Genomic DNA, 18,820 nt, shown 5'->3' with positions numbered 1-18,820 from the left:
CCCATCTGACCGGTCGGAATAGTAGAGAAGCAGTACGCCGATCCCGCCGGAGGTATTCCGTGACCGACGTCCGCAAGCGGCACAGGGTGGCCATCGTGGGAGCAGGCGCGGCGGGCACGCTGACCGCCGTCCAGCTCTGCGAGACGGCGCACCGCCGCCGGACTCCGCTCGACCTCGTCCTGATCGACCCGGCGCCGGAGGCCGGCCGGGGCACCGCCTACGCCACCCGCGACCCACGGCACCGCCTCAACGTTCCCGCGGGCAACATGAGCGCCTACCCGGACGACCCCGGGCACTTCGTCCGCTGGCTCTGCCGGCACGGCGAACCCACCGTCACCGGCGCCGACTTCGCCACCCGCTACCGCTATGGCGCCTACCTCGCCGACACCCTCGGCCAGGCCCTCGTCCGCGCCCACGGCACGGTCGCCGTACGCCGGCTGCGCACCCTCGCGGAGAGCTGTACCGGCACCCCCGAGGGCCGGGTGGAACTCCACCTCGCCGACGGGGGACCCCTGGTGGCGGACAGCACCGTCCTGGCCACCGGCCCCGCCGGGGCCACCGCGGCCTGGGCCCCGCCCGCCCTGCGCGCCTCACCCCGCTTCATCGGCACGCCCTGGGTGCCGGGCACCCTGGACCCCGTACGGGACAGCCCCGACGACGTCCTGCTGGTCGGCACCGGTCTCACCGCCGTCGACCTCGCCCTCACCCTCGACCGTCCCGGCCGCACCGTGCACGCCCTCTCCCGCAGCGGCCTGCTGCCCCAGCCGCACGCCCTCGGCCCGGCCGGCGCCATGCCCGCCCCGGACGGCCTCGACGACACCTCGCTGGGCCGGCTGCGCCGCGCGGTCTGGCGCCATGTGAGCCGTTCCGTGCGCACCCACGGCGACTGGCGCCCCGCACTGGACAGCCTCCGCCCGCACACCGCACGGCTGTGGCGCAGCCTCACCCCCGAGGAGCGCGAGGAGTTCCTGGCCCGCGAGGGCGCCCTGTGGAACACCCACCGCCACCGGATGGCCCCGGCCACCGCCGAGCACGTCTCCCGCGCCCGCATCGCCCGCCGGCTGCACGTCCACACCGGCACGGTCGCCCGGGCCACCGAGGGCGCGGACGGCTCCCTCGCGGTCGAGCTGTCCGGCGGTCAGGTGCTGCACGCCGGCTGGGTGGTCGACTGCACCGGACCGGGCCGCGGTCTCGACAGCCCGCTCTGGCAGGACCTGTTCGGCTCCGGTACGGCCGTCCCAGGACCGCTCGGCATGGGCGCCGCCACCCGCGACGGACGGCTCCTCGACGCCCGGGGCCGGGCCGTGCTCCCGCTCTTCACGCTCGGCGCCCCGCGCCGGGGCGAGCTGTGGGAGACCACCGCCGTCCCCGAGATCCGCGTCCAGGCCGCCGAGCTGGCCCAGCGGCTGCTGCCGCTCCCGGCACCGCGGCGGGCCTCCCGGCGGCCCGTCGACGGCCACGGGCTGCCCCTCTCCACCCACGCCGAGGCCGCCGCCGCCTACCGCGGCGGCCTCGACCGGGTCCTCAAGGTGCGCTCCGGCGGCGAGGACGCCCTCGCCCGCGCGGTCGCCCTCGACCCCGGCTTCGCCCTCGGCCACGCGGCCCTCGCCCTGCTGGGCCACGAGTGCGCCGCCCCCGTCGACGTGCCCCGCGCCCTCGCCGACGCCCAGCGCAGCGCCCGTGAACGCGCCGACGCCCGCGAGCGGTCCTTCGTGGACGTGGTGACGCGCCGGGTGACCGGCGACGACGGGGACGAGGCGCTCGTACGGCATCTGCGGGAGCACCCGGGAGACGCGCTGGCGCTCGCGGCCGCCGTGCCCACCATCGCGTTCTCCGGGGTGAGCGATCTGCAGGACGACGACGCCCTGCGGCTGCTCGAACTGACCTCGCCCGCCTACGACGGGCACTGGTTCCACACCTCGCTGCTGGCCTTCCTGCGCCAGGAGCAGGGCCGGCTGCACGAGGCGGGGGAGCTGGCCCACCGGGCGCTGGCCGCCGAGCCGGCCTCCGGGCACGCGGTGCACGCCCTGGCGCACGTGCACTACGAGTCCGGGGCGCACCGGGCGGGCCGGGACTGGCTGGACGGGTGGGTGTCCGGGCGCGGGCGGGGCGCGGTGCACCGGGCGCACTTCTCCTGGCACATCGCCCTGCACGAACTCGCCCTGGACGACCGGGCCGCGGTCCGCAAGCGCTGGTTCGCGCAGCTCGCGCCGGGCCGGGTGCGCGGGATGCGGGCGCTGGTGGACTCCGGTTCGCTGCTGTGGCGGGCGCGGCTCAGCGACAGCTGGGACGGTGACCTGCCCACGGCGGACGTGCTGGACTCGGTGGCCCGGGAGGTCCTGGAGCGGCCCGGCACGGCCTTCACCGCCCTGCACGCGGCCGTCGCCCTCACCGCCGCCGGGGACCTCCCGGCGCTGCGCAGGCTGCGCGACCACGCGGCCGGCGCCGACCCGGTGCAGCGGGAGGTGATCGCGCCGCTGTGCGAGGCGTTCGCCGCGCTCGTCGAGGAACGCTTCCAGGAGGCGGCCGGGGGGCTCGACGCCCTGCTGCCGGTGCTGCGCCGGGTCGGCGGCAGCGCGGCCCAACGCGAGGTCGTCGAGGAGACCTTGCTGTACGCGCTCGTCGCGGCCGGCCGCTGCGACGCCGCCCGGCGCCTGCTGGACGCCCGGCTCGACCGAAGACCGGCGCCCCGCGACCGGCGGTTGCGCGCGGCCCTGCCCGCCTGAGCCGAGGGCACCCCCCCGGGCCCGGTGAGCCGGACCCGATCATGTGATCATTCTGACGTCTCGGAGAGGGAACCTCCGGCCCCCGGATTCCCTCTCACGAGTCGAAACAGAGCGTTCACAGCGTGTGCATGGTCCTGGACCGACGGCAGAGATCACCATCGGTTCAGCAGCACGCACGCCGTCACACCGGGGGACCCGTATGTCCAGCCGCCGCCGCTTCCTCACCGGGGTCGCCGCCGCGCCCGTCGCGCTCGCGGCCGTCGCGGGGTGCGAGGACGGGGACCGGGCCCAGCCCGCCCACGAGGCCCGGCACACCGTCAAGCCCGCCGTGGCGGCACCGGACGCGCAGACCCCCTCGGACCGGCTCAACTTCGTCGTGATCCTCGCCGACGACCTCGGCTACGGCGAACTCGGCTCCTACGGCCAGAAGCTGATGCACACTCCCCGGCTGGACACCCTCGCCGCCGAGGGCCTGCGCTTCACCCAGGCCTACGCCGCCGCCCCGGTCTGCGCGCCCTCGCGCTGCTCGCTGCTGACCGGCCTGCACAGCGGGCACGCGACCGTACGGAACAACCCCTTCGGACCCGGCGGCCAGGGCGCCCTCACCGAGAAGGACTTCACCTTCGCCGAGGCGCTCCGGGCGCTCGGCTACCGCACCGGCCTGATCGGCAAGTGGGGCTTCGGACCCAACGCCCCCGACCAGCCCAGCCACCCCAACGCCCGGGGCTTCGAGGAGTTCTACGGCTACCTCACCCACCACCACGCCCACGACTACTTCCCCGAGTACCTGTGGCACAACGGCACCCGCGAGGAGATCCCCGCCAACAAGGACGGCGCCCAGCAGGTCTACGCCCCCGACCTCATCTCCGAACGCGCCCTCGGGTTCCTGCACACCCACCACAAGGAGCCGTTCCTCCTCTACCTCGCCCCGACCGTGCCGCACGCCCCCGGCAAGGACCCGCACCTCGGCGCGTACGCCGACCGGCCCTGGACCGGACCCGACAAGCGGCACGCCGCCCAGGTCACCACCTTCGACACCCTGGTCGGCGACGTCACCGACAAGCTCACCGCGCTCGGCCTCGCGGACCGCACCATCGTCCTCGTCACCAGTGACAACGGACCGCACGAGGAGGCCGGCACCGACCCCGAACTCTTCGACGGCAACGGCCCGTTGCGCGGCTTCAAGCGCAACCTGTACGAGGGCGGCATCCGCGTCCCGTTCGTCGCCTGGTCACCGCGGCACGTCCCGGCCGGCACCACGGACCGGCCCACCCCGCTCACCGACCTGCTGCCCACCCTCGCCGACCTCGCGGGCGCGCCCGCCCCGGCCGACATCGACGGCCTCTCGATCGCCCCACTGCTGCGCGGCTCCGCCCACCCGGCCCGCCACGACAGCCTGTACTTCTACCGCAACCACGCGGGCGTCACCGCCCGCCAGAACACCGTCGACCACGGCCGGGGCGACCGGCTCGCCGAGGCGCTGCGCCGCGGTGACCTCAAGGCGATCCGGTTCGCCCCGGGCCAAAGCCGCCGGGCCCCGGACGACCAGTGGGACGTGGAGCTGTACGACCTCGCCCGCGACCCCGGCGAGGAGCACGACCTCGCCGCCGCCCGGCCCGCGCAGGCGGACGCCCTGGTGAAGCTGATGCGCGCGTCCTGGGCGCCGGTGTACCCGCGCAAGCCCTTCGGCGTGACCCTCGACGTCACCGGCGAGGGCGGGGAGTTCACGGTCACCGCCACCCTCGCCAACGGCTCCGCCCGCCCCTGGAACGCGGCCCGGCTCACCCTCGACGCCCCGAGCGGCTGGCTGGTCCACGCCCGGAACCCGGCCGGCGCGACCCGGCTGGACCCGGGCGAACACCTCACGGCCCGCTGGCTGGTCACCCGCCCCCAGGTCTCCACCGCCACCACGCTCACCTGCCGGGGCACGGCCCACCACGCGAACGACGAGGTCACCTACACGGCGACGGCGACGCTCGGCTGACCCGCGCTCACGTGCCGTACGCGTGCCGGGTCCCGGCCGGCACCGCCCACCACTGGTCCGGGCGGTCCACGACCGGGGCGTCCGGGCCGGTGTCGAGGTACCGGGCCAGGCGCAGCAGGTAGGCCGCGATGCCCGCCGCGCCCTGCATCCAGGACGTGCCGGGCGGCAGCAGCGGGTTCTCGATGCGGTACTCCACGAACCGCCAGCGGGCGCCCGCCGCGTCCCGGATCGCCCGCTCCACCAGGGCGTCGCCCATCCGTACCGCGGCCTCCGCCAGCGTCCTCGCCCGCGGTGTTCCCGCGCAGTCCTGGGCCGCGTCCAGGAGGACGTCCCCCACCCCCGCGGTGCCGCAGCAGCGGCCGTCGTTGTCCCAGAACCCGGGGCGCAGCCGCTCCGGGAGTCCCGAGGTGAGGATCGAGGTCATGCAGCGCTGCCGCAGTTCCCCGACGTCGTGCCCGGCCACCTCGGTGACGCCCGCGTGCGCCAGCGCCGCGAACAGGTGCGAGGTGCCCGCCGGTCCGTGGCACCAGGTGTAGGTGACCGGTTCCACCTCGCGCTTCGACGGCGGGATGGTGTGCGGGACGACGAAGCCGCCGTCGGCCAGCGAGCCCATGGACAGCACGTGCCGGGCCCCTGCCACGGCGGCCGTGACGAAGTCCTCGCGGTGCAGGGCCGCGCCCGCCACCGCCAGGGCGGAGGCCACCCCGGCGGCCCCGTGCGAGTAGTTCGGGCACCGCCACTCCGTGTTCGGCGAGATCCCCCAGTCCAGGCCGGCCTCGGTGCGGTCGGCCATCCGCAGCAGTGCCTCGCCGCCGGTCGTCGCGATCGGTTCCGCGTACTCCCCGCCCGCCCAGACGGCCGTCATGACCACGCCCGCGACGCCCATGATGATGTCGGTCAGGGGCGCGTCGGAGTCCGGTACGAACCCGGTGGTGGTCCGCCAGCCCTCGGGGGCCGCGAGCTCGGCGAGCCGCCGCAGCACGACCGTCTCGCTGCCCGGTTCGAGCAGCCGCAGCGCCGTGGCGTGGCCCGCCAGGCCGAGGTAGAGGGAGGGTTCCGTCACGACGGCGGCCTGTGCCGACAGGCGGCGCACGATCCCGGCCGCCAGGGTCTGCTCCCGCTCACCGAGTTCCCGGTACCGGGCGATCTCCGCGAGCACCGGGGCCAGCCCCGCGATGCCCGCGTACAGCGAGTCCCGGTCCTCGGCGGGCGCGGGGTCCCCGGTGTCCTCCTCCCGCACGTCCTCCGGCAGCCAGGGGCCCTCGTCCTCCCGTATCTGGTCCAGTACCCACGACCAGGCGGCCTCGCCCAGCTCCCTGTACACCTCGCTCGCTGTCACCCGGTCACGCTACACGGCCTGGTCAGTCCGCTCCGGCCGCCAGCCGAGAGCCCGGGAGATTCCGCGGGCCGCCAGTCGCACCGCCGGGACCAGCGCCGGTACCTCGGCGTCCGCCTGCGGCACCACCACCGACACGGCGGCGGCCACCTGTCCCGCCGCCGCGCGCACCGGGGCCGCCACCGACAGCGCGTCGTCCGTGACCTGACGGCTGCTCACCGCGACCCCGGTACGCCGGACCTCGGCCAGCGAACGGCGCAACCGGGCCGGGTCCGTGAGGGTGTACGGCGTGAAGGCGGTCAACGGCCCGGCGCAGTAGTCCTCCTGGAACCCGGGCGTCTCGTGGGCGAGCAGGGCGAGCCCCACTCCCGTGGCGTGCAGCGGCCAGCGGGCGCCCACCCGGATGTGCACACCCACCGCCGAACGCCCGGACAGCCACTCGATGTAGACGACCTCGGCGCCGTCCCGCACCGCCAGCTGCACGTTCTCGTGCGTCGCCTCGTACAGGTCCTCCAGGTACGGCAGCGCGATCTGGCGCAGCGCGAGCCCCCGGGGCGCCAGTGCGGCGAGCTCCCAGAGCCGCAGCCCCACGTGGTAGAAGCCGTCCGCGTCCCGTTCCAGCGCGCCCCAGGCGGTGAGCGCGCCGACCAGGCGGTGCGCGGTGGTGAGGGTGAGCCCGGCCCGGCGGCTGATGTCCGTCAGGCTCAGCGCCGGATGCCCGTGGTCGAACGCGGCCAGGACCGCGAGCAGCCGGTCGGGCGCGGAGCGCGCGGTGGTGGTCATGGCCGGTCGGCGATGCGCTGCAGGAGCGCGTGGAGCGTGTCGCGCTCGGCGGTGTCGAGCGGGCCCAGCAGGTCGTTCGTCACCCGTCGGCCCGCCTCGTCGGTGTCCCGCAGGAAGGCACCGCCGGCGTCGGTGAGGACGACGATCCGGCTGCGGCGGTCGTCGGGGGAGGGGCGCCGCTCGGCGAAGCCCAGCTTCTCCAGGTCGTCGACCAGGCCGACGATCGCGCTCGGGTCGTAGCCGAGCCGGGTGCTCAGCTCCCGCTGGAGCGCGCCCTCCGACGTGGCGAGGAACCGGAGCACCGCGTAGTGGCGCAGTCGCAGCCCGGATTCCTGCAGGAACGTGTTGAAGAGCTGTCCGGAGCGCAGTCCCAGGCGGTACAGCAGGTAACCGGCGTCCGCGTGCAGCCCGCGCATCCACGGCTCGTCCGCGTCGATCGGGGGCGGGTTCTCGGTGTGCTGGCGGGTGATGGCGCTCTCCCTGGTCTGGGCCCCGGGCGGCGGGGGCGGTCTGCGGCGGTCGGTCTGTGGCAGAGATTCCAGCATGACGCACCCGTGGGTCGACAACAACTATTGACGTCAACAATTATTGCTCTTAGCTTCGATCTCGCAGTCGCCATCGTCGTCCGTGAAGGGACACCGCCGTGCCCACCATCGATCTCACCGGCAAGGCCGCCGTCGTCACCGGCAGCGGCCGGGGCCTCGGCCTCGCCTACGCCCACGCCCTCGCCGCCCACGGCGCCTCCGTGGTCGTCAACGACGTGGACGAGGCCGTCGCCGAGCAGGCCGTGAAGTCCATCGTCGAGGCCGGCGGCACCGCCGTCGCCGAGGTGGTCCCGGTCGGCACCGCCGAGGCCGCCGACCGGCTCGTGAACCGGGCCGTCGAGGAGTTCGGACGGCTCGACGTGCTGGTCACCAACGCGGGCATCCTGCGCGACAAGGTGCTGTGGAAGATGACCGACGACGACTTCGACGCGGTGCTCACCACCCACCTCAAGGGCACCTTCACCTGCGCCCGCGCCGCCGCCGTACGGATGCGCGAGCAGGGCGAGGGCGGCACCCTGATCCTGGTCGGCTCCCCGGCCGGGCAGCGCGGCAACTTCGGCCAGACCAACTACGCCGCCGCCAAGGCCGGCATCGCCGCCATGGCCCGCACCTGGTCCATGGAGCTGGGCCGGGCGGGCATCACGGTCAACGCGATCGTCCCGGTCGCCGCCACCGCCATGACCGAGACCATCCCCGCCTTCGCCCCCTACATCGAGGCCATGAGGAACGGTGAGCCGCTCCCGGGCTTCCTGCGCAAGGGCGAGGGCTTCGGCACCCCCGAGGACTGCGCGGCCCTCGTCCCCTTCCTCGCCTCCGAGGCCGCCCGCGGCATCACCGGCCAGGCCATCGGCATCGGCGGCGACAAGGTGGCACTCTGGTCGCACCCCCAGGAGATCCGGGCGGCCTACGCCGACGGCGGCTGGACCCCCGACACCCTGGCCGACGCCTTCCCCACCTCGGTCGGCGCCGAACTCCAGACGGTCGGCATCCCGGCGCCCAAGCTCCCGGAGGCGTGATGGACATCGAGGCCCTCACCGCGATCGACGTCCACACCCACGCCGAGGTCTCCTCCAAGGGCCACTCCTCCCTCGACGAGGACCTGCACGACGCCTCCTCCGCCTACTTCAAGGTCGAGGGCAAGCGGAAGCCGACCATCGAGGAGACGGCCGCCCACTACCGCGAACGGAACATGGCCGCCGTGATCTTCACGGTGGACGCCGAGTCCGCGACCGGCACCGCGCCCGTCCCCAACGAGGAGGTCGCCGAGGCCGCCGCCGCCAACTCCGACGTCCTGATCCCCTTCGCCTCCATCGACCCCTTCCGGGGCAAGGCCGGCATCCGGCAGGCCCGCCGCCTGGTCGAGGAGTACGGGGTCAAGGGCTTCAAGTTCCACCCCAGCATCCAGGGCTTCTTCCCGAACGACCGCGCGGTGGCCTACGGCCTCTACGAGGTGATCGAGGAGACCGGGACCATCGCCCTCTTCCACACCGGTCAGACCGGCATCGGCGCCGGGGTCCCGGGCGGCGGCGGCATCCGCCTCAAGTACTCGAACCCCCTGCACGTGGACGACGTGGCCGCCGACTTCCCGCACCTGAAGATCATCCTGGCGCACCCGTCCTTCCCGTGGCAGGACGAGGCCCTCGCCGTCGCCACCCACAAGCCGGGCGTGCACATCGACCTGTCCGGCTGGTCGCCGAAGTACTTCCCGCCGCAGCTGGTGCAGTACGCCAACACGCTGCTCAAGGACAAGGTCCTGTTCGGCTCCGACTTCCCCGTCCTCACCCCCGACCGGTGGCTCGCCGACTTCGCGAAGCTGCCGATCAAGGACGAGGTCCGGCCGAAGATCCTCAAGGAGAACGCCGCCCGCCTGCTCGGGCTGACCAAGCCGTAAGGGACCGCAGATGCGCAACGAGGGACTGGGATCGTGGCCCGCACGCCGGGCCCGCAAGACCCCGCACCGCACGGCCCTGGTGTTCGGTGAGCGGTCGACCGACTACCGCACGCTGTACACGCGCACCACCCGCCTGGCGCACGCCCTGCGCGCCCTGGGCGTCCGCCGCGGGGACCGCGTCGCCTACCTCGGCCCCAACCACCCCGCCTACCTGGAGACCCTGTTCGCGGCCGGCATCCTCGGCGCGGTCTTCGTCCCCCTCAACACCCGCCTGGCCGGCCCCGAGATCGCCTACCAGCTCGCCGACTCCGGCGCCAAGGCCCTCCTGTACGGCCCCTCGCACGCCGCACTCGTCGCGGGCCTGCCCGGCACCACCGACGTCCGGACGTTCGTCGAAGTCGGCCCCGAGTACGAGCAGTTGCTGGCCGCGGCGGCGGACGACCCGATCGACGAGCCCGTCCTGCCCGACGACACCTGCATCATCATGTACACCTCGGGGACGACCGGCCGCCCCAAGGGCGCCATGCTCACCCACGCCAACCTGACCTGGAACGCGCTCAACGTCCTGGTCGACACCGACCTGATCGCCGACGAACGCGCCCTGGTCTCCGCCCCGTTGTTCCACACGGCGGGCCTGAACATGCTCACCCTGCCGGTGCTCCTCAAGGGCGGCACCTGTGTCCTGGTCGAGGCCTTCGACCCGGCGGTCACCCTCGACCTGATCGAACAGCACCGGATCACCTTCATGTTCGGGGTGCCGACGATGTTCGAGCAGGTGGCCCGCCACCCGCGCTGGCCCGGGGCGGACCTCTCCTCGCTGCGCATCCTCACCTGCGGCGGCTCCCCGGTGCCGACCCCGCTGATCGCCGCTTACCAGGCGCGGGGCCTGACCTTCCTCCAGGGCTACGGCATGACCGAGGCCTCGCCCGGCACCCTCTTCCTCGACGCCGAGCACGCGATCGACAAGGCGGGCTCGGCGGGCGTACCGCACTTCTTCAGCGACGTCCGGGTGCTACGGCCCGACCTCACCCCGGTCGACGTCGGCGAGACCGGCGAGATCCTGGTCCGCGGCCCCCATGTCATGCCCGGCTACTGGGGGCTGCCGGAGGAGACCGCGGCCTCCTTCGCGGACGGCTGGTTCCGCAGCGGGGACGCGGCCCGCGTCGACGAGGACGGCTATGTCTTCATCGTCGACCGCCTCAAGGACATGATCATCTCCGGCGGCGAGAACATCTACCCCGCCGAGATCGAGGACCTGCTGCTCGCCCACCCCGACATCGTCGAGTGCGCGGTCATCGGGGTGGCGGACGACAAGTGGGGCGAGGTACCTCGTGCGGTGGTCGTGCCCCGCGAGGGCGCCGACCTCGACCCCGAGGAGGTGCTCGCCTCCCTGTCCGGCCGGCTCGCCCGGTACAAGCTCCCCAAATCGGTGGTGCTCGCGGACGAACTCCCGCGCACCGCCTCCGGAAAACTCCTCAAGTCCCGTGTGCGCAAGCGCTACGGCACCGACTCCTGAGTAAGGACAGCCATATGACCGTCACCGCCAACGGCCTCGACGAACTGAAGAAGCTCGCGGGCAGCGACCTGGGCAGCAGCGACTGGATCGAGGTCACCCAGGACCGCATCGACACCTTCGCCGACGCGACCGGCGACCACCAGTGGATCCACGTCGACCCCGAGCGCGCCGCCGCCGGACCCTTCGGCGCCCCGATTGCGCACGGCTACCTCACCCTGTCGCTGTTCATCCCCCTGTTCACCGAGCTGCTGGACGTCCAGGGCGTCACCACGAAGGTCAACTACGGCCTGAACAAGGTGCGTTTCCCGTCCCCGGTGAAGGTCGGCTCCCGCATTCGGCTGGTCGCGCGGCTGGCGGAGGTCGAGGAGGTGGCGGGCGGGGTGCAGATCGTCGTCGACGGGACGATCGAGATCGAGGGCGGGGCCAAGCCCGCTGCGGTGCTGCAGAGCCTGTCGCGGTTCTACGCGTAGGGCCGGCTGTGGTGGGGAACCGCGGGCCGGTGGGGGCCGGTCGCGCAGTTCCCCGCGCCCCTACGGGGCGCTCCACTCAGCTCAGTTCACCACGTCCACGAAGACCGGGTTCGAGTAGAACCACGTGTCCGCCCACGGGTCGCCGTTGCCCGGCTCGTGCGGGATCGGGCCGTGCGGGTCGATGGACGCGCCCAGGTAGCCCGTACCGCCCCGCTTGCCGTCGCTGCCGCGCAGCCGGACGTAGAACGACTCGTCGCCCGCGGTGATCGGGAAGCGGAGCGTGTACGTGCCCTTGCGGCCGGAGACGTCCTTGGTCTGGACGACCTTGGTGTCGGGCGCCTGCCAGGTGTCGCGGTCGGCGACCGGGCCGCGCACCGCGCCCCGGATGACGTCGACGTGCGCCAGCTGGGGCAGGATGCCGTGCGGGTTGACGCGGGACGCGCTCGTCACCGTCACGTTCAGGGTGATGCGCTCGCCCTTGCGGACGCGCAGCCGGCCGCCGAGGGTGACGCCCTGGCCGTGGTCGCAGTCCCGCGTCAGCCGGACGTCGAGGCCGTCGAGCAGGTGGCCGTGGTCCAGCCAGACCCGGCCCGCGCGCAGGCCCGCCATCACCGCGCGGTAGCCGTAGCGGGTGACACCGACGTGGGTGCGGCTGAACTCGCCGGGCCAGAAGTCGGAGCCCGGCTGCGTGGTGTCGGTGTCGACCGGGTCGGGCAGCTTGCCGGTGTTGTCGAAGTTCTGTCCGGCCGGCCAGTCGCCGTTCTTCCAGGTGTCGAAGACCGTGCGGTGGTTGTCGGAGTTGGTGGTGATCGTGAAGAGCCTGCCCTCCGACAGCATCGCGTCCCACAGACCGCCCACCGTCGCGGTCGCCCAGTCGAAGCCGCCGTACGTGACATAGGCGCCCGTGGGGAAGCCCGCCCAGGACTGGGCCGACCGGCTGTTCTGGTACTCGCCGCGGATCGCGGTCGCGCTGCCCCAGCCCGGGATCGCGGCACCCTGGGCGCCGGGCGCGCCCTCCATGCCGATCATGATCTCGGCGGCGGCGTCCCGCCAGTTGCGCATCTCGTGCGGGGAGTCGATGCCGAGGCGCAGCGGGTGGTTGGCGAGGACCAGGACGTCGTCGACGTAGCCGGTACGGCGCTGCTCGGCGAGCCACTGGATGGCCTTGACGGCGTGCGCCTCGTTGCGGGCGGTGTCCGTGGCGCCGGCCGAGCCCTCGGTGTAGCCGAGGAGCTTGCCGTCGTAGGCCAGCTCGAACTGGGTGAGCAGGTCGGTCTCGTGGGGGCCGGGCGCGGCGAAGACCGTGCAGTGCTCGGCGGCCGGGATGTACCACTCCAGGCCCTGGAAGATCAGCTGGCGCGGGTTCTCGGCGCGCGCCCTGAGGATCTCCGCGTGCTCCATCTTGGCGCCGTAGTAGGCGTGCCCGAAGTTGGAGTGCTCGTTGAACACCATCCAGTCCAGGCCGTACTTCGCGGCGGCCTGGGCCTGCTGGGAGAACGTGTACTTGGCGTCGTGGCTGTACACGGAGTGCACGTGGTGGTCGCCGACCAGGTAGGCGAGGCGCGGGTCCTCGCCGCCCAGGCCCTGGCGGGCGGGGGAGGCGGCGAACGCGGGCGTCGCCGCGGACCCGAGGGCGAACGCGGCGCCGAACAGGCCCGCGCGGCGCAGGAGTCCGCGCCTGGACAGGCCCTGGGCGTCGAGGTCGGTGGCGGAGACGGAGGGATCGGCCCAGGTGGGCAGCTGCTGCTCGGTCATGAGAGTGGTGAGCCTCGTAACGGGGTCAGTGGGTCATGAAGGAGGAGACGGGCAGCGCCCGCGCGACGATCCGGACGTCGCCGAGGCGGCCGTGCAGGATCTGGTCGATCTTGTCGGCGTACTCGTAGCCGCCGAGCAGCCAGGGCTTGCCGGAGGAGGCGATGCCGATCGCGGGGGCGTGCGGGTTGCGGGCCACCGGGCAGCCCTGCACGTACATGACCGTGTGCCGGCCGTCGTTGACCACGGCCACGTGCCACCAGATCTCGGGGTCGGTCTCGTCGCCCCAGTTGGTGGCGAGCTGCTGCTGGTTGAGCGGATGCACCGCCCACTGCGGGCCGGGACCGTCGGACAGGGAGAGGGTCGCGAGGGGCTCGTCGGGGTCGTCGGTCACGGTGCCGACCGAGCCGTTGCGGCCGGTGCGGCTGACCAGTCCGGACCAGGCGTTGTGCGAGGCGTCCCAGTCGGCGGGCAGCCGGTAGAACGCCTCGATGGTGTAACCGTCCTTGAAGGTCGCCGAGTTGAGCGGGGCGCCGTCGACGGTCCGCAGGTAGGCGCCCTTGAGCGGCGACTTGTAGCCGGTGAACTCCAGGCTGCCGTGGCCCGGCTGGTCCGGGTGGTGGTCCGCCGACCAGCCGAGGGTGCCGCCGCCCACCGAGACCACGGTGAGGTCGTTGCCGTTGCCGGACAGGTCACGGACCGTCCCGGAGACCGCCGAGTCGAACCGCCAGTAGGCGGCCGTGCCCCGGACCAGCAGCTGCGAGGCGGGCCGCGCCGGGCGCACCGGCACCGGGTCGAAGCCTTCGAAGCGGGCCGCGAAGTCGATGTCGACGGAGAAGCGGTCCGCGTCGCCGCTCAGCTCCATCTCCTGCCGCTCCAGCTCGTTGAGGCCCTTCTTGGCCCGGCCGAGGATCCACGGCGAGACCGTCTCCACGTCGATGACGTCACGGTCCAGATCGAAGTGGTAGAGGCGGATCATCGCCGCGCCGCCGAAGTACCGGTTCTGGTAGTTCGTCAGGTGCAGGTGCACGTCGTTGCCGGCCGCGTTCTTGCGGGTGGCGCGGCCCGCCGGCCAGTAGTGGCCGTTCAGGGTGAGGAAGATCTGGTCGTGCTCGTTGACCAGCTGGTCCCAGAGCTGCTGCCCGTACGACGACAACGTGTCGTCGTCCACGACCAGTTCGTGCGTGGTGAGGATGACCGGCGTCTTCGGGTGCCGGGCGATGACGTCCTTCGCCCAGGCGTACCCCTTCGCCGACAGCCGCCAGTCCAGCGCCAGGACCAGCCACTTCCGCCCCGCCGCCGTGAACAGGTGGTAGGTGTTGTAGCCGTCCGAGGAGGCGCCGCCGAACGTGGACCTGTCCTCGAAGCGCTGCGGTCCGAAGGCGTCCAGGTACGGGGTGGAGCCGCGCTGGTCGTCCGTGGAGGACCGGATGTCGTGGTTGCCGGCCAGCACGCTGTAGCCGATCCCGTGCCGGTCCAGGATCCCGAACGCGTCGCTGATCGCGGCGAACTCCTCCTCGGCGCCGTTCTGGGTGAGGTCGCCGAGGTGGGACAGGAAGACGATGTTCTCGTCCTTCCCGTGCTCCAGGAGGTAGCGCAGCGAGGCCTCGATGGGCGCCGGGTTGATGCTCGGCCCGTCGAAGAGGTACTGGGTGTCGGGCATCACCGCGAGCGTGAAGCGGCGGCTCTCCGGGTCGGGCCGCCGGCCGGAACCGGAGCCGGTGGACGCCTCGGCGGCGGTCGGCAGCGCCACCCCGGCGGTGGCGGCGGCGCCGAGCAGCGCGGTGGCCCTGAGGAAGCTGCGTCTTCCGGCTCCGGCCTGCTCGGCCTCGCCCTGAGGATGGTCATGCGAAGTACACACGTGTGCTCCGTGAGTAAGCAGAAGTGACGGCGAAGGGCGTGGGGGGATCTCAGAGGACGCGCAGGGTCCAGCTCCAGCGGTGGACGCCCGGTGCGACGAGGTAGGAGGGGAAGGTGTCGGGACCGCACGAGGCCGTACCGAGGCCCCGGTGTGCGGCGTCGATGTGGACCACACAGACCGGACGCGGCACGAGTTCGTCGTGGTGCGTGGCGGCGGTGAGGTCCTCGGCGCGGTGGCGGGTGACGGAGACCTGGCGGGGCTCGTCCAGTTCGACCGCGAGTCCGGTGGCGTCCGGCGCCGACAGCGTGAACCGCCGTACGCCGTGGCGGCCGCCGCTCTCCTGCGGCCGGAGGTACGGCGTGAACAACTCGTCCACGGGAAGGGAGTGGTGGCCGACCGGGGCACCGGCGGCCCGGTCGGGGTACGACTCCCAGGGACCCTGACCGAACCACTCCAGCAGGTCGAGGCCGGCCACCGTCTCGAAGACCGAGCCGACCCGGGCCACGTCGTGGAACTCCTCGGGGAGTTCGGCCGACTCGTCGACCCGGACCCCGCCCTCGACCGGCGTGAACTCCTGCCGGTGCCGTACCACGCCGACCGTGCCGGCGTACTCGGCGAGCACGGTCACCCTCTCGCCCTTCTGGTGCACGGACACCACCTTGCGCACCAGCTGGTCCAGACCCCAGGTCCGCCAGCGCAGCGCCATACCGCCGAGTTCGTCGTTGTCGGTCGGCGCCCGCCACAGTGACAGCGTCGGCGCGGTGGTGAGCAGCGGGTGGCGCAGCAGCCCCTCGCCGTCCACCTCGACGGCAGGGCCGGCCGGCACCGGCTCGCCGAGCGGGTCCGCCGCCCGGATCCGGATCTGCGGGGAGCAGACCTCGGTGCCGGCCGGTGCCCACGCCTGGTCCTCGCCGACCGTCACCCGCAGCGTCAGCCAGGCCTCGCCGCCGTCCGCCGGCACCTCGAAGGGCAGCGGCACGGCCGCGGTCTCGCCGGGGCACAGCTCGGGCAGTTTCGCCGGGCCGGTCAGCGTACGGCCGTCGGCCAGCGCCAGCTCCCAGGTGCCCGTCAGCCACTCCAGGCCGCGGAAGTGCTGGTGGTTGGCGAGCACGATGCCCTCGTGCCGGAAGCACCGGATGCGGACCGGCGCCGCGATCTCCCGGTGCTCGTACATCGCGGGCTTCGGGGTGCGGTCGGGGAAGACGACGCCGTCCGCGACGAACGCCCCGTCGTGCAGGGCCTCGCCGAAGTCGCCGCCGTACGCCCAGCGGTGGCCGGGCGCGGCGACACCGTTGTCATACAGTCCGGCGCCCGTGCGCCCGACCGGTCTTCCATCGCTCACCCGCTGGAGAATTCCGTGGTCCCAGAACTCCCAGATGAACCCGCCCTGAAGCCCCGGAGTGGACTCGATGGCGGCCCAGTGGTCGGCCAGCGTGCCGTTGCTGTTGCCCATGGCGTGCGAGTACTCGCACTGGATCAGCGGCTTCGTCTGCTCCCCGGACAGCGCGTGCGCCACGCAGTCCTCCAGCGCCGCGTACATCGGGCAGGCGATGTCGGACGCCACGTCCGGGTCCGCCCAGCCGAGCTTGGCCGCCCCCTCGTACTGGATCGGCCGGGTCGGGTCGTGCCGCCGCACCCAGCCCGCCGCCGCGTCGTGGTTCGCCCCGTAGTCGGACTCGTTGCCCAGCGACCAGATGATGATCGAGGGGTGGTTCTTGTCCCGCAGCACCATCCGCGAGACCCGGTCCACGAAGGCGTTCAGATAGCGCGGGTCGTCGGCGATCTCGTGGGCGTGGTCGTGGGACTCGATGTCCGCCTCGTCCACGACGTAGAAGCCGAGCTCGTCCGCGAGGTCGTACAGGGCCGGGTCGTTCGGGTAGTGCGAGGTGCGGATCGCGTTGAACCCGAACCGCTTCAGCACCACCAGGTCCGCGCGCATGTCGTCGTACGACACCGTCCGCCCGGTCAGCGGATGGAAGTCATGGCGGTTGACACCCCGGATGAACACCCGCTCGCCGTTGACCAGCAGGTCCCGGCCGACGATCTCGACGTCCCGGAAACCGATGCGATGGAACGAGGTGTCGGCGACCGTGCCGTCCGCGCGGTGCAGCCGGACGGTCAGCCCGTACAGCTCGGGCTGCTCCGCGTTCCAGGTGCGCACCTCGGGCACGGTGGCATGGATCCGGGCCTCGCCGAGGAAGTCGGAGACCCGGTCCTCCTCGGTGTTGATCCGGTCGAACTCGGCGTCCTGCGCGAGGAGTTCACCGTCCAGGTCGGCCGTGACGTACCAGCCGTCGGGCAGCGCCCGGTCGCCTGCCGCGTTCCGTACCAGACAGTCCACCCGCAGCTCGCCGTCCTGCCGCGCCCGCACGCTCACGTCCGCGAGATGCAGCGGATCGGTGGCGTACAGCAGCACGGACCGGGTGATCCCGCCGTGCCACCAGTGGTCCTGGTCCTCGACGTGCGTGGCGTCCGACCACTTGACGACGGTCAGCCGCAGGACCGACCGCTCGCCGGGGCGGACCACCGCGCTCAGGTCGAACTCGGCCGCCAGGTGGGAGTCCTTGGAGACGCCGACGGGCCGCCCGTCGACGTGCACCAGGAGCACGCTCTCGGCCGCGCCCACCTGGAGCACGATCCGGCGCCCGGCCCACTCGGCGGGGACGTCCAGCTCCCGCTCGTAGACCCCGGTCGGGTTCGCGGCCGGCACCTGCGGCGGGAACTGGCGGAACGGCATGGTGACGTTCGTGTACTGCGGCAGGTCGTCGGTGTCCTGCACGGTCCAGGCGCCGGGGACGTACGCCGTGGACCAGGCACCGCCGACCGGCGCGTCCGGAGCTGGCAGCAACTGGAAGCGCCAGTCGCCGTCCAGGGGGAGTGCTCCGGAGCGCCGGTCGACGGCGTTCATGGGGAGCCGGCCCCAGGAGGTCACCTCGGGTGCCTCCCAGGGGCGCAGGGCGATCAGGCGGTCGGTGGGAAGTTCGTCGGTCATGACCATTCCGAAGTCGGTGGGGCGGGGCTGGGCAGGACCCGTCCCGCCCAGCCCCAGGCGGGGTCGACGGGGATGCCGAGACGGTCCAGGGCGGTGGGGGCGATGTCGATCAGCCGGGGGGAGTCGAGCCGCGTGCGGGCGGCGGGCGCGCCGGGTTCGGCGAGGATCACGAAGACCTCGCGTTCGGCGTGCGTGTCGCCGCCGTGGCCGCCGGTGTCGAGATGACCGTGGTCGGTGGTGACCAGGACGGTCCACCGCTCTCCGGGGCCCCGGCCGTCGATCGCCGCCAGCAGCCGCCCGAGGTGCGTGTCCTGGGCGAGCAGGGCGTGGTCGTAGGCGGGGGAGAGGGGGCCGGTGGCGTGGCCGGCCTCGTCGGTGGCGCCGAAGTACACGAACAGCAGGTCCGGGTCGTGCTCGGTGAGCCAGCGGACGGCGGTGCGGGCGACGAGGTCGTCCGCGGTGGCGTAGCCGTCGCTCTCGCCGTCGTGGTGCACCCGGCGGCCGACGGCGGGGCCGAGGACGCCGCGGTGGACCAGCTCCGGCCAGGACACCGCTGCCGCGGTGCGCAGACCGGGGCGGGCGGCGGCCGCGCGGCTGAGGAAGTCGGGGTGGCTGGTGTAGTCGGCGCCCACGAAGTCGTTGCCGGTGACGCCGTGCCGGTCGGGCCAGACCCCGGTCAGCACGCTCGACCAGCCGGGGCCGGAGTCGGTGTAGGCCATGCTGGTGGACGGCCCGTCCGGGGCCTGGCCGTCCGTTTCGCCGTACGGCAGCAGGCTGGTGCCGTACGCGCCCGTTGCCATCAGGCCGTGCAGCACGGGCGCGTGGGCGGCGGAGAGGGCCAGCCGGTCGGGGCGCAGCCCGTCCATGCCCACCACGAGTACCTTGCCGTGCGCGGTGCCGCCCCGGCCCGGGGGCACGGCACGGCGCCGGGCGAACGGCAGGCGGGCGGAGGGCCCCGTACCCT

The 18,820-nt window shown here is 73.3% G+C and carries 13 protein-coding genes; 6 read left to right on the top strand and 7 right to left on the bottom strand.

The annotated features are described in order from the left end of the window. The first annotated feature begins 59 nt into the window (after window positions 1-59). Together ACFZDK_RS43090 and ACFZDK_RS43085 are read left to right on the top strand one after the other, a co-directional pair. Window positions 60-2,726, top strand: a complete 2,667-nt coding sequence (locus ACFZDK_RS43090) for an FAD/NAD(P)-binding protein (RefSeq protein ID WP_390981213.1) — start codon at window positions 60-62, stop codon at window positions 2,724-2,726. Between the two features lie 199 nt (window positions 2,727-2,925). After that, on the top strand, window positions 2,926-4,710 hold the full coding sequence (locus tag ACFZDK_RS43085) for a sulfatase-like hydrolase/transferase (RefSeq protein WP_390981211.1): 1,785 nt from the start codon (window positions 2,926-2,928) through the stop codon (window positions 4,708-4,710). 7 nt (window positions 4,711-4,717) lie between these two features. Here ACFZDK_RS43085 and ACFZDK_RS43080 read toward each other — a convergent pair whose 3' ends face one another. Genes ACFZDK_RS43080 through ACFZDK_RS43070 form a run of 3 tightly spaced genes read right to left on the bottom strand, consistent with a single transcriptional unit; the run spans window position 4,718 to window position 7,245 of the window. After that, window positions 4,718-6,049 (bottom strand): lanthionine synthetase LanC family protein, encoded by a 1,332-nt coding sequence (locus ACFZDK_RS43080; protein WP_390981209.1) that lies wholly within the window; start codon window positions 6,047-6,049, stop codon window positions 4,718-4,720. A gap of 9 nt (window positions 6,050-6,058) precedes the next feature. After that, a complete protein-coding gene (locus ACFZDK_RS43075) occupies window positions 6,059-6,829 on the bottom strand; it encodes an IclR family transcriptional regulator C-terminal domain-containing protein (RefSeq protein ID WP_390981207.1) in 771 nt (256 codons plus the stop codon). Then, window positions 6,826-7,245: a MarR family transcriptional regulator gene (locus ACFZDK_RS43070; RefSeq protein ID WP_390981356.1), complete on the bottom strand. Its 420-nt coding sequence runs from the start codon at window positions 7,243-7,245 to the stop codon at window positions 6,826-6,828. The genes ACFZDK_RS43075 and ACFZDK_RS43070 overlap by 4 nt, the downstream gene beginning before the upstream one ends. Before the next feature lie 227 nt (window positions 7,246-7,472). Between ACFZDK_RS43070 and ACFZDK_RS43065 the strand changes: the two genes are divergently transcribed. Genes ACFZDK_RS43065 through ACFZDK_RS43050 form a run of 4 tightly spaced genes read left to right on the top strand, consistent with a single transcriptional unit; the run spans window position 7,473 to window position 11,251 of the window. Continuing rightward, window positions 7,473-8,390 (top strand): SDR family oxidoreductase, encoded by a 918-nt coding sequence (locus ACFZDK_RS43065; protein WP_390981205.1) that lies wholly within the window; start codon window positions 7,473-7,475, stop codon window positions 8,388-8,390. Then, on the top strand, window positions 8,390-9,265 hold the full coding sequence (locus ACFZDK_RS43060) for an amidohydrolase family protein (protein WP_390981203.1): 876 nt from the start codon (window positions 8,390-8,392) through the stop codon (window positions 9,263-9,265). Before ACFZDK_RS43065 ends, ACFZDK_RS43060 begins: the two co-directional genes overlap by 1 nt. 10 nt (window positions 9,266-9,275) lie before the next feature. Further along, window positions 9,276-10,781 carry a long-chain-fatty-acid--CoA ligase gene (locus tag ACFZDK_RS43055; RefSeq protein ID WP_390981201.1) on the top strand — a complete coding sequence of 502 codons (1,506 nt, stop codon included), beginning with the start codon at window positions 9,276-9,278 and terminating at the stop codon, window positions 10,779-10,781. Window positions 10,782-10,795: 14 nt separating this feature from the next. After that, window positions 10,796-11,251 (top strand): MaoC/PaaZ C-terminal domain-containing protein, encoded by a 456-nt coding sequence (locus ACFZDK_RS43050; protein ID WP_390981199.1) that lies wholly within the window; start codon window positions 10,796-10,798, stop codon window positions 11,249-11,251. Between the two features lie 81 nt (window positions 11,252-11,332). On the opposite strand, the gene ACFZDK_RS43045 is transcribed toward ACFZDK_RS43050, so the two are convergent. The 4 genes from ACFZDK_RS43045 to ACFZDK_RS43030 are packed head-to-tail and all read right to left on the bottom strand — an operon-like array spanning window position 11,333 to window position 18,773. Continuing rightward, window positions 11,333-13,006, bottom strand: coding sequence for a PHP domain-containing protein (locus tag ACFZDK_RS43045; protein WP_390981197.1), 1,674 nt, complete (start codon window positions 13,004-13,006; stop codon window positions 11,333-11,335). 25 nt (window positions 13,007-13,031) lie between these two features. Then, complete coding sequence (locus tag ACFZDK_RS43040) at window positions 13,032-14,864, bottom strand: LamG-like jellyroll fold domain-containing protein (RefSeq protein WP_390981195.1); 1,833 nt, start codon at window positions 14,862-14,864, stop codon at window positions 13,032-13,034. Between the two features lie 49 nt (window positions 14,865-14,913). After that, a complete protein-coding gene (locus ACFZDK_RS43035) occupies window positions 14,914-17,856 on the bottom strand; it encodes a glycoside hydrolase family 2 TIM barrel-domain containing protein (protein ID WP_390981193.1) in 2,943 nt (980 codons plus the stop codon). Next, a complete protein-coding gene (locus tag ACFZDK_RS43030; protein WP_390981354.1) occupies window positions 17,853-18,773 on the bottom strand; it encodes an alkaline phosphatase family protein in 921 nt (306 codons plus the stop codon). The genes ACFZDK_RS43035 and ACFZDK_RS43030 overlap by 4 nt, the downstream gene beginning before the upstream one ends. Window positions 18,774-18,820: the final 47 nt, after the last annotated feature.

Source organism: Streptomyces sp. NPDC007901 (assembly GCF_042959465.1).
Classification (GTDB): Bacteria; Actinomycetota; Actinomycetes; order Streptomycetales; family Streptomycetaceae; genus Streptomyces.
This window is presented reverse-complemented; position numbering and strand designations above follow the sequence as displayed.